The sequence below is a fragment of the Paenibacillus farraposensis genome, assembly GCF_020736845.1.
GTDB lineage: Bacteria > Bacillota > Bacilli > Paenibacillales > Paenibacillaceae > Paenibacillus > Paenibacillus farraposensis.
Window position 1 is genome coordinate 21,607 of sequence record NZ_JAFFQR010000015.1, and the last position, 13,581, is coordinate 35,187.

Sequence of the window (13,581 nt, forward strand, 5' to 3'; positions counted from 1 at the left end):
GGAATTTATCGACTAATCAGGGGGAAAGGCAAGGAATGTTAGAGAAATGGGTAGGAGCAGTGAATGGCATCATCTGGAGTAATCCGGTGATATATGTCTGTTTGGGCGTGGGCTTGTTATTTTCAATCATGACTCGATTCCTGCAAATCAGGCATCTCAAAGAAATGATTTATTTGGTATTTAAAGGAAAGAGTTCTGAGGCAGGAGTATCTTCTTTTCAGGCTTTTACAATGGCGCTATCGGGGCGTGTAGGGACCGGGAATATAGCAGGTATTGCTTTGGCTGTCGGAATGGGAGGACCTGGGGCGATATTTTGGATGTGGGTCATGGCTTTTATCGGGTCAGCTACGGCTTTTGTTGAATCCACACTGGCTCAGGTATATAAGGTAAAGCGCGATGGTTTGTACCGGGGCGGCCCTGCCTTTTATATTGAAAAAGGAACCGGGCTAAAATGGTTTGCTGTTATTTTTGCGGTTGTCGCACTGGTAGCTATGTGTTTGTTACTGCCGGGAACCCAGTCAAATTCCATTGCTGTAGCTTTCCACAGCTCGTTTGGGATAGATATGAAGGTTTCAGGGATTTTAGTTGTCGTTTTACTGGCACTTATTATCTTTGGCGGGGTAAAAAGGATTGCGAAGGTTGCTGAGGTGGTCATTCCTTTTATGGCCCTTGGCTACATTCTCGTCTCTTTCTATATTATGATGACGAATATCACTGCACTCCCGAGTGTATTCTCACTCATTTTCCGCAGTGCCTTTGGTATGGATTCCGTGTTCGGCGGCATGGTAGGAACAGCGATTGCTTGGGGCGTAAAGCGCGGGATTTACTCCAACGAAGCCGGACAAGGCTCCGGTGCGCATCCGGCTGCCGCTGCTGAAGTATCTCACCCGGCCAAGCAGGGGCTGGTTCAGGCATTTTCCGTGTACGTAGATACCTTTTTGGTGTGTACGTCTACGGCTTTTATGGTTTTGTTCACAGGTATGTACAATGTGAAGGGACCCGGCGGCGGTTATATTGTCCACAATCTCCCTGGCGTCGAAGAAGGAACCCAATATACGCAGGCTGCTATTGAGTCGGTGTTTCCGGGCTTTGGTTCAAGTCTGCTGTCGATTACATTGTTCTTTTTCGCATTTACAACCATCATCGCTTATTATTACATCGCAGAAACGAATATGTCCTATCTGGTCCCTGATCACAAAGCGAAATGGCCCATGTTGGTGCTAAAGCTGGTTATTCTGGGTTCAACGTTTTACGGAACGGTAGTCAAGGAATCAGCTCTGGCCTGGACCTTGGGGGATATGGGCGTCGGTATTATGCTGTGGGTGAACCTGATTGCCATGATTCTGCTTGCCAAACCTGCACTCCTGGTGCTCAAGGATTACGAACGGCAGCGAAAGCAGGGGTTGGACCCGGTGTTCGACCCGGAGAGGGCAGGGATTCCCAATACCGAATGTTGGTCAAATGGATATCAGCAGCCTGCAGATGAGCTGACGATCACCATTGAACCGGGCAAACTTCAAGCCTGGGAAAGTAAATAAGCAAGATTAAAGATGGCTCTGCTGGAGTCATCTTTTTTTCGTTATCTTGCCTTTACATTCTAAAAGGAGTACATATGTTCACTATTTCGTTTATAATTTAGACATAGCTATACGGGAGGCAGGATCGCATATGAGAGGTGATATAAATGGGAATATCCGCTGTATCAGTAACTGACGATAAGTGGAGAGCTATTGTAAACAATGACAAATCATATGATAGGAAATTTTTGTACGCTGTGAAGACAACGGGAATATTTTGTCGCCCCTCCTGCAAATCGCGTCCGCCCAAAAGGGAAAACATTCGTATATTCAAAACAGCAGAGCAGGCTTTGGCGGAGCATTTTCGGCCATGCAAAAGGTGCAAGCCGACCGGGCAACGTTTGCCTGATCATGAATGGATTGCATGTGTTACAGAATATGTAAATCACAATTACATGGGCTGCACTCCCTTGCAATATCGTCTGCTCAAATCCAAAAAAGCGCAAATGGAGGTATACAGCATGACAATTCAAACCAGTAAAACGATCTATTGGTCATTGTTGACCTATGAGGATTGGAATTTATATATTGCAGCCACATCTGAAGGATTATGTTATGTGGGCTCACCCGATCAACCTGTAGCGGAATTGACAGCATGGGCGGGAAGGCGATATCCTGGCAGTTCTTTAGTCGAAGAGGCGGCGTTCTTACAGCCCTATGCCAAGGAACTGGTTGAATATTTTCGTGGAGAGCGCACGCGCTTTACGATTCCTTTTGACATTCAAGGGACTGCGTTCCAAAGGGCGGTTTGGGACGCCTTGTGTGACATTCCGTATGGGGAGACACAATCCTACTCAGACATTGCCCATGCGATCCAAAAGCCTGCCTCCGTTCGTGCGGTGGGAGCTGCTATCGGTGCTAATCCGATTTTGATTACCGTTCCATGCCACCGGGTTATCGGTAAAAATGGCACTTTGACCGGATATCGCGGCGGCTTGGATATGAAGGTAAAGCTTTTGCAGCTTGAGCGGGGCTAAGGATGAACACTCATTATGGGAGACGGCAGTGGAGGAAGGCGGACACGAAGCTTAAATATCGGTGCGTTGTACGAGCCATTGGGGCTGGAAGACTGGTATCACCCGGTCGCCTATAAGGCGGTGTATGAGCGTTTTCTCCATGTTTCCCCTGAATAACAGCTTTACGTGAGCAAGAAAGGATTTGAACCTTGATGAGAGGATGAGCGGAATGAACACCGTAATTACCAAAAACTTCGACTATGGCGAAAAGGAAATTCAATATCTAAAATCCGCAGATCCCGTACTCGGTAGAGCGATGTCACAAATGGGCAAAGTAGAACGAATGGTCATTCCGGACCTGTTCACTGCGCTCGTTCATGCGATTGTCGGACAGCTTGTTTCAGCCAAGGCAGTTGAAACGATCTGGGCCAGAATGCAGGAGAAGCTGGGTGTGATAACTCCGCAGCGTATAGTCGCCCATTCAGCTGAGGATATTCAAAGCAGTGGCATAACCATGAAAAAAGCCGCATGTATCATGAATTTGGCCCAAACGATAGAGCAAGGCTTGCTGGATTTGCAGGAATTGTATGAACTCTCCGATACGCAGGTAATCCAAAAGCTGTCCTCATTACAGGGCATAGGTCCCTGGACGGCTGAAATGATGCTGATTCATTGCATGGAGCGTCCGGATGTCGTCAGTTGGGGCGATATGGCTATTCGACGGGGAATGATGAAGTTATACAATCTGGGTAGCCTCACTAAAAAGCAGTTCGAGGAGTATCGGCAGGTGTATTCACCCTATGGTTCGGTGGCCTCCATTTATTTGTGGAGTATTTCATTTCGTTAAGGTCAGGGAGTGGGACTGTGGAAAAAACAATCCGGGAACAAATATTGTCACACGTTGATACCGATTTTCAGAAATTTACGGCTTCATTGCTCCCGACGATTGATAATGTACTGGGGGTACGATTGCCGGTGCTGCGCAAGCTGGCGCAGACGATTGCCAAAGGAGATTGGCGTCTTTACTTGGAGACTGCCGAAAGCGAGTACTTCGAGGAAGTGATGCTGCAAGGTATGGTTATTGGGTATATACAAACAGACATAGAGGAAGCTTTGCATACTGTTACCACATTTATTCCTAAAATTAATAATTGGTCTGTATGTGACAGTTTTTGCGCTGGTTTAAAATGGACGAAAAATCATAAGGAACGGGTATGGGAGTTTATTCAGCTCTATCTGTTCTCTAATAAAGAATATGAAATTCGGTTTGGCGTAGTGATGTTGCTGAATTTTTATATAGAGGAGCAATATATCGATCAGGTGCTTGAATTACTGGATCAGACTCATTGTGAGGATTATTATGTACAAATGGCGGTAGCATGGGCGATATCCATCTGTTATATTAAGCTGCCCGAAATTACAATGAATTACTTGCAAAACAATACGCTGGACCATTTTACGTTCAATAAAGCGCTGCAAAAGATCATCGAATCATACCGGGTGGATCAGAAAACCAAAACGATCATCCGCAATATGAAGCGAAAAAGAAATTAGAAGGTGTCCCCGGCCAATATTCATCCAGGCACGCACTTTGCTTTTTTTGGAATGCAATAATAAAATGGAAGTAACTTTCAAAAAGGAGATGACGTGAATTGGCAGAGCAAGTGCGTATTGGCAAAACAGATCTATATGTAACTCAAATCGGTTTGGGTGCAAATGCGGTGGGCGGACATAATCTTTTTTCCGGTTTGAACGATGAAACGGGCAAGGAAGTAGTTCGCACAGCTTTGGATAACGGCATCAATTTTCTGGATACGGCCTTTATTTACGGACCTGAACACTCCGAACGCTTGATTGGTGAGGTTTTGAAAGAACGCGGCCAACGTGATAAAGCTGTGATTGCGACTAAGGGGGCGCACAAATTTGTGAACGGAAAGGTTGTTTTTGACAACTCGCCAGCATTTTTGCGTGCTTCTGTTGAGTCCAGTCTGAAAAGATTGCAAACCGATTATATTGATTTGTTTTACATCCATTTTCCGGATGAAGCTACCCCGAAGGTAGAAGCAGTCGGAGAACTGAAGAAGCTTAAAGACGAGGGTAAAATTAAAGCGATTGGTGTATCCAATTTTTCCATTGAGCAGTTAAAGGATGCGAATAGCGACGGCTATGTAGATGTGCTTCAATCCGAATATAATTTGCTTCAGCGGGAAGCGGAAAAGGAACTGCTGCCTTACACCAAGGCGAATAATATTTCATTTGTGCCTTATTTCCCGCTGGCAGCCGGACTGCTGGGCGGAAAATATACGAAGGATACAACCTTCACGGACATCAGAGCTAATAATCCGTTGTTTCAGGGGGAAACATTTGCCCGTAATCTGGAAAAGGTAGAGCAGGTACGGCAGATTGCCAATGCATTAAATGCTGAGGTGGCTCATGTAGTGCTGGCTTGGTATTTGACTCGCGACTCGATTGATGCACTCATTCCAGGGGCGAAAAAGCCGGAGCAGGTCCTGGAGAATTTGAAAACGCTGAGTGTCCGGCTGAGTCAGACGGATATCGACAAGATTGATCACATTTTCAAATAATTCGCTAGACTGCGATTTGAAATTATATATTTATCCCAAGAGGAGCTGCCGGACGGGCAGCTTCTTTTTCGTAGGTCCCTCGCATATCCTTGTAGGGTAAGTTCATCGCTGCAGGGGGATCGGATGATGAGAAGACCGCAATGGCACAGCCTACCCAACAGAAGGCGACGCGGCAGACGCAGAGTATTGCTCATTGTAGCGCTGGTGCTGCTGGTAGGAATGATACAGATTGCTGCTTATGTAGAGCAGCATTTGAAGCCACCCATGATGCATCTGGCCAAAGTACGGGTTAAGCAAATGGCGACCGAGGCCATTAATTCAGCCATTACAGCACAGGTAAAGCAGGGAAAGACAGCCGATCATCTGATCGAATGGAGAACAGATGCCCAAGGGAGAACCTCCGGATTTGTTCTGAATTATGCAGAACATATGAGAATTACGTCAGACACGCTCAAGGCAGTCAAGGCAACGATGGACAGCATGAGTCATTTTGATGAGCGCATTCCCATTGGTCAGGCATTGAACAGTCCGCTGCTGGCGGCATATGGCCCGAAAATTCCTTTAAAGGTGGAGCCGCACGGGACCATCAAGGTGGATTTAAACACGCGTCAACAGGATGCGGGCATTAACATGATCTTAGTGGAAGTGTATATCCGGATTACGACAGAGGTGTCTGTCGTCATTCCGTTTGAGATGCAGCCTCAGATTGTGGAGACGGAAATTCCCGTATCTTATTTGCTGGTGGTTGGCAATGTTCCGATGTACTACTATGACAATCAAGGGAAGCCGATTGGCAAAAATGGTGCAGTCGCTCCACAGCTGGCGCTGCCTTCACATACGATAGAGAGCGGGAGCGCCACAGATCCCGGCATCAAAAGCGTTCCAGTAGAATTGGAAGAGGAAAGCCCCTCCAGTGCGTCCTCAACGCCTTAACAGGACGAGAGGGAACAAGTGCTTCCCAAGGCAAAAAAGACCTTACGAGGAGGTCCTTTTTGTCTTGCCTGTTTTGAGGGCTTTGTGTTCGGCTTGTTCCCACTGTCTTAATAACGGGTATGGATCAAAGGACCAGTCTGTCCAGCCGCTGTCCCGATATATACCATAGTGGAGATGCGGTGGAAACTTGCCTTGGGTACCGGGTTTCCCGTAGCCTGAGCTTCCGACCCAGCCAATTGTCTGACCGGGGGTGACAATATCTCCGTTGCGAACAGTTTTGTCAAAGCCGGAGAGATGTGCATAGTAGTGGTAGCGGTTGTTGAGATCGCGAATGCCGATTCGCCATCCTCCGAATGGATTCCAGCCCTTCATTTCGACTACACCATAGCAGGTGCTGCGAACCGGAACTCCATAGCCAGCAAACAGATCAGTTCCCTCATGTATACGGTAACCACCCCAGCTGCGGCTACTGCCCCAAGTGCTGCGGTAGCTGTAAATGCTACCCAAGGGAAGCGGGAAGGCATGCTTGCCAAGATCCAGCCTGCCATATGTCCGATACAGCTTGGCAAACTGCTGGACTCTTTGAACTGCACGGGTGTTGTGGTAATATTCCCATACAGCAATACCAAATTCATCCTCAGTGTTCCCATATTTACCGAGATATGAAGCGAGGCTAAAGAGTAGATCCCTGTCATTATCGCGGCTCGCGATTCCGTCACCTGAGCCGTCTTGTCCCAGTCCGGAAAACATTTCAATGGAGTGTGGATTTTGATCCTTCGAATCAGGGTTCATCAGACCGGACCAGACAGGTCCCGTAATAAAAATACCTGTGATCCGCTCCGCATGCTTGCGGTCTTTGGGATGGGCCACTGTAAGCGTACGTTCATATTGATCGATCGCAGCCAGCCTGTACCAAGGAATCCCGGTCAGGGCTTCAATGGATTGATACAAAGCCAGCCTGGACGTATACAATGAAGATTTGGAATGTGAAGCATCCTTCGGGGTATTCTGGGATGATGATGGCTGCAGGTACCTGGCAAAGGTATGAGCAGGAAGCGGACAGGATGTTGTCAGTGTAATAGCGCATAGCAGCAGCGATAACAGACGAACAGCACGGGCTGTCCGCTTAGGGTAAGGCACATGAACCAACCTCCTATAGATGACATGATGCCATGGGAAATTCCGGACCTAAAATCATGGCATGAGGGCGTTTTTTGCTTAGATTGAGCGATATTCGGTGCTTTTATCCATACAAGATTTACTTTTTCAGATCAATGTCATATCAAAAAGGGAAAAATGAATGGGGGTTTTTACATCGCTTTCATGTTATAATGTATGGCAATGACAGCTTAAGCTTATAGAAAGAAGGTTTATTCCATTGTCTAGAAAAGTGAAGGAAGCAAAGCCCGACTGGATTCGTATTAAACTTACAACAGGTGATAGCTACCAGGAAATCAAGAGCATGATGCGTTCAAAGACATTACACACCGTATGTGAGGAGGCACGATGCCCTAATATATATGAATGCTGGGCCAACAGGACAGCTACATTTATGATTTTGGGTGATATCTGTACACGTGCGTGCCGTTTTTGCGCAGTGAATACGGGAATGCCTACGGAGCTGGACTTGCAAGAGCCTGAACGTGTTGCGGAAGCAGCCGAAAAAATGAACTTGAAGCACTGTGTAGTAACCAGTGTGGCCCGTGATGATTTGAAAGATGGGGGGGCCACCATATTTGCAGAAACGGTCCGTGCCATTCGCCGCCGTTTGCCTTTTTGCAGTGTGGAAGTATTGATTCCCGATTTTATGGGTGATATTGAATCCCTGCGGATCGTCATGGATGCCAAGCCGGATATTTTGAATCATAATATTGAAACAGTGGAGCGCTTGTCCGACAAAGTACGGGCCAAGGCAAAATACCGTCGCTCTCTGGAGTTACTCCAACGTGCGAAGCAATTGAATCCGTCCATCCCGACCAAATCAAGCATTATGCTGGGTGTTGGAGAAGAGTGGGACGAGATCTTGCAGGCCATGGATGATCTGCGTAAAATTGATTGTGATATTTTGACAATAGGGCAATATTTGCAACCGTCCGAGAAACATTTGTATGTGCAAAAATATTATCCACCGGAAGATTTTGCGAAGTTGAAGGAAGAGGGATTACAACGGGGGTTCAGCCACGTAGAATCCGGTCCGATGGTCCGCAGTTCCTACCAAGCGCATGAGCAGGTAAAATCTGCTGCTCGGCATAAGGAAGAAGGCAACCTTTCGCAGGCTTGATCCGGGAAAGGCGGTCAGATTAACTTGTTCCAAATCGGTGGCAAGAATTATGAAGTAGTGAAGGATCACAAGAACGGGTGGAATCCCGAAGCGTTTCGTGATCGATATAGTGAAGTGTTGGACCGCTATGATTTTATTATTGGCGATTGGGGTTACAATCAGCTGCGTCTAAAGGGCTTTTACCGAGAGGGGCACCCCAAGGCAAATAAGGATACATCCATAGTGGTACTGGACGATTACATTAATGAATACTGCAATTTTGGCTGTGCTTATTTTGTGCTGCAAAAAAGCCGTGAAGTGGTCAACAAGAACGGAATCAATGAAGAATCGGTTACCCCGGACATCCAACAGTTGGTAGATGCTCAAACGGAACAAGTTCAAAAGCTGGAACATGAAGACAGGCAAGCGGGATTGCCGGAAACGACCGGAGAGCGGGAGTGGCGGCAAACTCAGCAGCAGGATTTGAGCGCAGTTCAGGAGCCGAAAGTGGAGCAGACGCGCGAAGTGGTACGTGAATCACGCGAGTTGGAGCGCCAGGAGTCGAAGGATGCCCCGGAGACCCGTGAGCGGCAGACACGTGAAGCTCGTGAAAGTCGTCCGCCGCGAGAAGATCGTGAAGGAAATCGGCAGCGTGAGTCGCGTCACCCTAGAGAACCGCGTGATGCAAAGGAAGGACGCAATCCGGCAGAAGGACAGCCAGCCCGTGAGCCGCGGAGACAACGTCAGCAAGGGAATTTCAATAAAAAAGAATCCCGTGGGTCACGTTTTGAACGTCAATCCAAGGAAAACAGGGAGTGGCGGCCAACCCGTGCTCCACGTGATTCCGAAGGCCAGCGTCAGGCAGGATCTGCTGTCAGAGCCGAAAGAGCTGAGGCGAGCCAAAAGAATAAAACATTCATAGCTCCACAACAAAACGGTTCCTGATTTTCAGGAACCGTTTTGTTTGTAATTATTGTACCTTTGAGCGTTGGGAATCGAATTATGCAAATGCTACATAAAAAAGAGCCATAATCGGCTCTTTTACAGGTTTTAGTTAAGAAAAGCGTTGCGTACCCGATCCCAGAAGGGGAAAGGGCGATATCGGGCAAAGCTGATTTTTTGACTTGAGACCTGACAGCGAACAGAGATCAGATCATCCACAGGAAAGTTCAAGTGATCGATAGTCAGCAAAAGACGCTGATCTTTTCGCGAAAAAATATCACAATGATGGTGTTTGGGCAGCAGCAAGGGTGATCCCAGTGTCCGATAAACACGGTTATTGATGGAAGCGATCTCAGTTAATTGTATTGCTTCGATGGTAGGATGAACCATCGCTCCGCCGAGCGCTTTATTATAGGCCGTCGTCCCAGAAGGGGTCGACACACATATGCCGTCACCACGGAACATTTCAAACGTAATATCGTTAATATCAACCTGGGCAACAACAGTACCATCCACCCCTTTTAACGTAAACTCGTTTAGGGCGATAAAAGAGGCATTTCCAGACTTTTTGTGAATCTCCAGCTCAACCAGCGGATACTTGACGATTCTTGGGCTAAGCAGCCCTTTCGTTCCGCTTTGGCTCATCAGGTGGATTAGCTCCTCCAACTCGTCCGCATGCCAATCAGCGTAAAAGCCCAGATGACCGGTATGTACACCAACAAAGGCAATATCCGGAATCTGGTCGATGAAGGTATGGAACGCATGAAGCATCGTACCATCGCCTCCAATAGACACGACGATTTCCGGCGATTCGGCATCCAGCTTGAAATTCTTTTCTTGGGCAAGACGGTGAAATTGCTGACTCAAGTCCATGGAGTGCTGATCCCCGCGATCCAGAACATAATATCTCAAGATGAAAAGCTCCTTTGTCATGGGTATATACCGATCATAATCAATTATGCGCAAGAACACAATCGTTCATTACCTGTATGCTCTTTTCAACCACGCAAATAGGTAACTTGCCCCCATGCTCAAGCAGGAGAGAGTCAGCATCCCTGCCAGTAGACAGCCAAAGAACACCAGGCCTTGCAACAGTATGGTTGGCGAGAAGGCGGGGGACCAGGAAAAGGTGTATAGCGGAGCAAACACCGGCGTGTTTCCTTGACCCATGAGCGGACGCCATAATAGGAGAGCCAGCATCGCCGAGATGACACCGTGCGCAGCCCGAGCCAGCAAAAACGGTATATATCGCAGGTTCGTCATATTTAAAATACTTGCGACTTGCGCATGAACGGACAGCCCGCCCCAGGAAAGAACAAAAGCTGCTGCGGCTACTTTGAACGGTAACGCCACTCCTGTGGCCCTCCCCGCGGCTTGCGCTCCTAAAGTGACCTCGAAGATCCCGCCCACAATGGACTCTGTTAACGTAGAGGGAAGGCCGCACGCAGTCAGTAAACTTGCCGTAAGCCAATGAAGCACGCTCATTAAGCCGGAATTCGTCAACGCCTCCAAAATAACGCAGAAGAATACAACCAGCCCCCCTACGACAATAATAAGACGCAGGGAAGAGGCAATTGCCTCACGGAGCAGCTCGCCTAACGGACGCCCATCTTCCAGGCGCGTTGCATGCATCGCATATAGCGCTTGGCGGAGGTGCCCGAGACGGTGTGCAGACGGCGTGCTGGTCTTTACATCCGCAGTGCTGGCGGATGCTGGTTCAGCTTGCCCGCCATGTGTATCACGGGCACCGTGGAAGCGCATGAGCAGACCGATGATCAGCACGCCACCGTAATGGGCTGCGCCTAGCACGAGCGCAATTTCCGGCTGATGGAAGAAGCCGACGGATACCGCGCCGATCAGAAAGATGGGATCAGAGGAGGTCGTAAATGCGACTAGACGCTCTCCTTCAATGCGCGTGATCCATTTTTGTTCCCACAGCTTGGCTGTTAATTTAGCCCCAATCGGGTAGCCGGATGCACAGCTGACCGCAGCGACGAAACCTCCACAGCCAGGTACACGAAATAGAGGCTGCATTAGCGGGTCCAGCAGCGCGCCAATAAAATGAACAATGCCGAAACCGAGAAGCAGTTCGGAGATTACAAAAAACGGGAATAACGACGGGAATAACACGTCCCACCAAATGGCAAGACCGCGAAGTCCGGCATTCAGAGAAGATTGCGGGTATGCGACCATAAGCACAAACAGGGATAGCAGCATAAGAATGGACAAAGGAAGTGAGTAGCGACGGTACAGCGACATAGAAGCTCCTCCTTTGGGGATGTATTAATATTCCTATGTCGGAGATGGACAAACAGTACAAAAAAATGAAGAAAGCGATTGCATAACATGCTGTAATTTTGTAAAAAGTATGTTAGAATAGGAAAACAACGATCCATAACCTTTAGGATGGAGTGATCAGGATGAGTATCGTTGCCGGTTTGCTTGTATGTGCTTTCGTGTATGTTATTCGTGTCTCTCGTGTCCATCCCGGTGAAGAGGATTGGCGAAGTTATTAGTCATATAATGATACAGTCGTATAGATTATTAAGATGACGCTTATTTTTAGCGTCATTTTTTGTTTTTTGTTATAATACGGGTATATATTTATTACCATAGCACAGAAAGTTGGAGGAAAAGTGAATCCTAGCCTGAGCATTTATGACAACCTTGGGGGTGCGGAAGGTATTCGTGCTATTATTGAGACCTTTTACCCGAGAGTTTATAAAGATCCGTTGTTAAGTCCCCTGTTTCCTGCGGATATGGAGCCGATCAAGGAAAAGCAGTTCATGTTTTTGAGCCAATTTTTTGGTGGACCGTCCCTGTTTTCCGATGCATATGGCCATCCGATGTTACGTGCCAGACACATGAAGTTTCCTGTAACAGAGGAGCGAGCAGAAGCATGGTTGTCTTGTATGGCGGATGCGTTAACGGATGTCGGCATTGAGGAGCCGCTTCGTTCCATCATACTTAATCGTTTGTCGGGTCCTGCGCATCATTTTGTAAATACCCCGTAAGCTTACGGAAATTGCTGAATTTTGGAGAGGGTTGTATACACATTGGAACTGGAACCGTTGTATCAGATCAATATCGTTTGTCCGCATTGTGAGCAAGAATTTAAGACCTCCCGTGTCAGACCAAGCCTGAAAAAGGCCATTCGCACGGATTCGGATTTTTGTGCATATTACAAAAATGAAAATCCCGATTTTTACGTCGTGCGGGTCTGTCCCCATTGCGGATTTACCTCAACAGAGCATTCTATCGTTCAATTAAGCAGTCTGCAAAGCAAGCTTTTTAAGGACAAAATTGGTAATCGGTGGCAGTCCCGTGAATATGCCGGTCACCGCAGCTGGGAAGTTGCGTTAGAAACGTATAAACTGGCTTTACTCTGCGCGCAGGTTATCGGTGAAAAGGACCGGGTGATCGCCAGTTTGTTGCAGCATATTGCATGGATGTATCGATACCAGGGAAATGAGGAGCAGGAGCTTCGTTTTCTCCAATTTAGTCTGGATGCCTATATCCGGGTGTATGAGCTGGAAGGTGTCGGAGCGAATAATGCGAAGCTGCTCTATCTGATTGGAGAGCTGAATCGGCGCATAGGCAATTTTAACGAAGCGGTACGCTGGTTTTCGCGTGTCATTAATGACAAGAAAATTATGGATGCGGCCATGATTCGGGCATCCCGTGAACAATGGACTGTACTCCGTGAGCAAATGCTGGCTAAGGATATCAATCTGCCAGAGGAAATGCAGGACGCAACCTCCTCGTGAAAAAAGAAAGGTGTGTACTATGGCCAATTCAGGCTCATGGTTCACACCTTGTTTGTAGGACAGGCTACCTTATCTTACCACTGCCTCGGTGGATTAATGGCGGCGGAGAGTGGTATCTGACAGCAAATAATCAGCGTCACAATCCACCAAAGTAACCTTGTTATGACAGCAAGGGAACACAAGCAGCTTTTTCATCCCTTCATGAATAAGCTTTAGTTCTTTTGTCTTCAGGGGCAGCAAAACATTCTCATGATCACAAAACGGACAAGACTGTACATAAATGTCTCCCATGACAATGTCATAAGGCCAGGTTTTTTCAAAAGGAATCATCATTTGTTCGACTTTCCGCCGTTCGGGTCAGCAGTATCTTCTTTAGCCAGTTCGGCCAGCTTCTGCATTAAAATGTGCTGGGGTGTATGCATAAGGTGTTCCAGCGGAATGCCAAGCTTTTCGGATAATTTCACAGCCGTTTCCGGCGAGATTTGTAAGGGTCTCATTCTGTATTCCTCCCAATTGTAGTGATTTTATCATCACGATGTAGCTTAATTGTATATGAAACTA

General features: G+C 47.4%; 15 protein-coding genes and 2 pseudogenes. 12 read left to right on the plus strand and 5 right to left on the minus strand.

Annotation, left to right across the window (positions count from 1 at the left end; all coding sequences use genetic code 11):
* Nucleotides 1–35: 35 nt before the first annotated feature.
* The 8 genes and pseudogenes from JO375_RS03005 to yunB all read left to right on the plus strand — a co-directional run bounded on the left by JO375_RS03005 (nucleotide 36) and on the right by yunB (nucleotide 6,051).
* Nucleotides 36–1,538, plus strand: coding sequence for an alanine/glycine:cation symporter family protein (locus JO375_RS03005; protein WP_229523068.1), 1,503 nt, complete (start codon nucleotides 36–38; stop codon nucleotides 1,536–1,538).
* Between the two features lie 146 nt (nucleotides 1,539–1,684).
* Nucleotides 1,685–1,894, plus strand: a pseudogene (locus tag JO375_RS24950) (Ada metal-binding domain-containing protein); the annotation flags it as partial.
* A 144-nt stretch (nucleotides 1,895–2,038) separates the two neighbouring features.
* The gene (locus JO375_RS03015) at nucleotides 2,039–2,554 is read left to right on the plus strand and encodes a methylated-DNA--[protein]-cysteine S-methyltransferase (RefSeq protein ID WP_229523289.1); all 516 of its coding nucleotides are present in this window, start codon (nucleotides 2,039–2,041) and stop codon (nucleotides 2,552–2,554) included.
* Nucleotides 2,555–2,569: 15 nt separating this feature from the next.
* A pseudogene (locus JO375_RS03020) lies at nucleotides 2,570–2,710 on the plus strand (radical SAM protein); the annotation flags it as partial.
* A gap of 52 nt (nucleotides 2,711–2,762) precedes the next feature.
* Nucleotides 2,763–3,380 carry a DNA-3-methyladenine glycosylase family protein gene (locus JO375_RS03025; protein WP_229523069.1) on the plus strand — a complete coding sequence of 206 codons (618 nt, stop codon included), beginning with the start codon at nucleotides 2,763–2,765 and terminating at the stop codon, nucleotides 3,378–3,380.
* Between the two features lie 17 nt (nucleotides 3,381–3,397).
* Nucleotides 3,398–4,087 carry a DNA alkylation repair protein gene (locus JO375_RS03030; protein ID WP_229523070.1) on the plus strand — a complete coding sequence of 230 codons (690 nt, stop codon included), beginning with the start codon at nucleotides 3,398–3,400 and terminating at the stop codon, nucleotides 4,085–4,087.
* Between the two features lie 98 nt (nucleotides 4,088–4,185).
* A complete protein-coding gene (locus JO375_RS03035) occupies nucleotides 4,186–5,118 on the plus strand; it encodes an aldo/keto reductase (RefSeq protein ID WP_229523071.1) in 933 nt (310 codons plus the stop codon).
* Nucleotides 5,119–5,241: 123 nt separating this feature from the next.
* A complete protein-coding gene (gene yunB, locus JO375_RS03040) occupies nucleotides 5,242–6,051 on the plus strand; it encodes a sporulation protein YunB (RefSeq protein WP_229523072.1) in 810 nt (269 codons plus the stop codon).
* Nucleotides 6,052–6,093: 42 nt separating this feature from the next.
* Here the strand turns inward: yunB and JO375_RS03045 are convergent, their stop codons facing one another.
* Nucleotides 6,094–7,191: a M23 family metallopeptidase gene (locus tag JO375_RS03045; protein WP_229523073.1), complete on the minus strand. Its 1,098-nt coding sequence runs from the start codon at nucleotides 7,189–7,191 to the stop codon at nucleotides 6,094–6,096.
* Between the two features lie 238 nt (nucleotides 7,192–7,429).
* On the opposite strand from JO375_RS03045, the gene lipA reads away from it, so the two are divergent.
* Both lipA and JO375_RS03055 read left to right on the plus strand, forming a co-directional pair.
* Complete coding sequence (lipA, locus tag JO375_RS03050; protein WP_229523074.1) at nucleotides 7,430–8,332, plus strand: lipoyl synthase; 903 nt, start codon at nucleotides 7,430–7,432, stop codon at nucleotides 8,330–8,332.
* A 24-nt stretch (nucleotides 8,333–8,356) separates the two neighbouring features.
* Nucleotides 8,357–9,256 (plus strand): YutD family protein, encoded by a 900-nt coding sequence (locus tag JO375_RS03055; protein WP_229523075.1) that lies wholly within the window; start codon nucleotides 8,357–8,359, stop codon nucleotides 9,254–9,256.
* A gap of 105 nt (nucleotides 9,257–9,361) precedes the next feature.
* Here JO375_RS03055 and JO375_RS03060 read toward each other — a convergent pair whose 3' ends face one another.
* Nucleotides 9,362–10,165, minus strand: a complete 804-nt coding sequence (locus JO375_RS03060) for an NAD kinase (RefSeq protein ID WP_229523076.1) — start codon at nucleotides 10,163–10,165, stop codon at nucleotides 9,362–9,364.
* 69 nt (nucleotides 10,166–10,234) lie between these two features.
* Nucleotides 10,235–11,512 carry a sporulation integral membrane protein YlbJ gene (gene ylbJ / locus JO375_RS03065; RefSeq protein ID WP_229523077.1) on the minus strand — a complete coding sequence of 426 codons (1,278 nt, stop codon included), beginning with the start codon at nucleotides 11,510–11,512 and terminating at the stop codon, nucleotides 10,235–10,237.
* Between the two features lie 377 nt (nucleotides 11,513–11,889).
* On the opposite strand from ylbJ, the gene JO375_RS03070 reads away from it, so the two are divergent.
* The gene (locus tag JO375_RS03070; protein WP_229523078.1) at nucleotides 11,890–12,267 is read left to right on the plus strand and encodes a globin domain-containing protein; all 378 of its coding nucleotides are present in this window, start codon (nucleotides 11,890–11,892) and stop codon (nucleotides 12,265–12,267) included.
* A 42-nt stretch (nucleotides 12,268–12,309) separates the two neighbouring features.
* Nucleotides 12,310–13,020 (plus strand): DUF2225 domain-containing protein, encoded by a 711-nt coding sequence (locus JO375_RS03075; RefSeq protein ID WP_229523079.1) that lies wholly within the window; start codon nucleotides 12,310–12,312, stop codon nucleotides 13,018–13,020.
* A gap of 93 nt (nucleotides 13,021–13,113) precedes the next feature.
* On the opposite strand, the gene JO375_RS03080 is transcribed toward JO375_RS03075, so the two are convergent.
* Both JO375_RS03080 and JO375_RS03085 read right to left on the minus strand, forming a co-directional pair.
* Nucleotides 13,114–13,350 (minus strand): hypothetical protein, encoded by a 237-nt coding sequence (locus tag JO375_RS03080; RefSeq protein ID WP_229523290.1) that lies wholly within the window; start codon nucleotides 13,348–13,350, stop codon nucleotides 13,114–13,116.
* The gene (locus JO375_RS03085) at nucleotides 13,350–13,517 is read right to left on the minus strand and encodes a YycC family protein (RefSeq protein WP_229523080.1); all 168 of its coding nucleotides are present in this window, start codon (nucleotides 13,515–13,517) and stop codon (nucleotides 13,350–13,352) included. The genes JO375_RS03080 and JO375_RS03085 overlap by 1 nt, the downstream gene beginning before the upstream one ends.
* Between the last annotated feature and the right edge of the window lie 64 nt (nucleotides 13,518–13,581).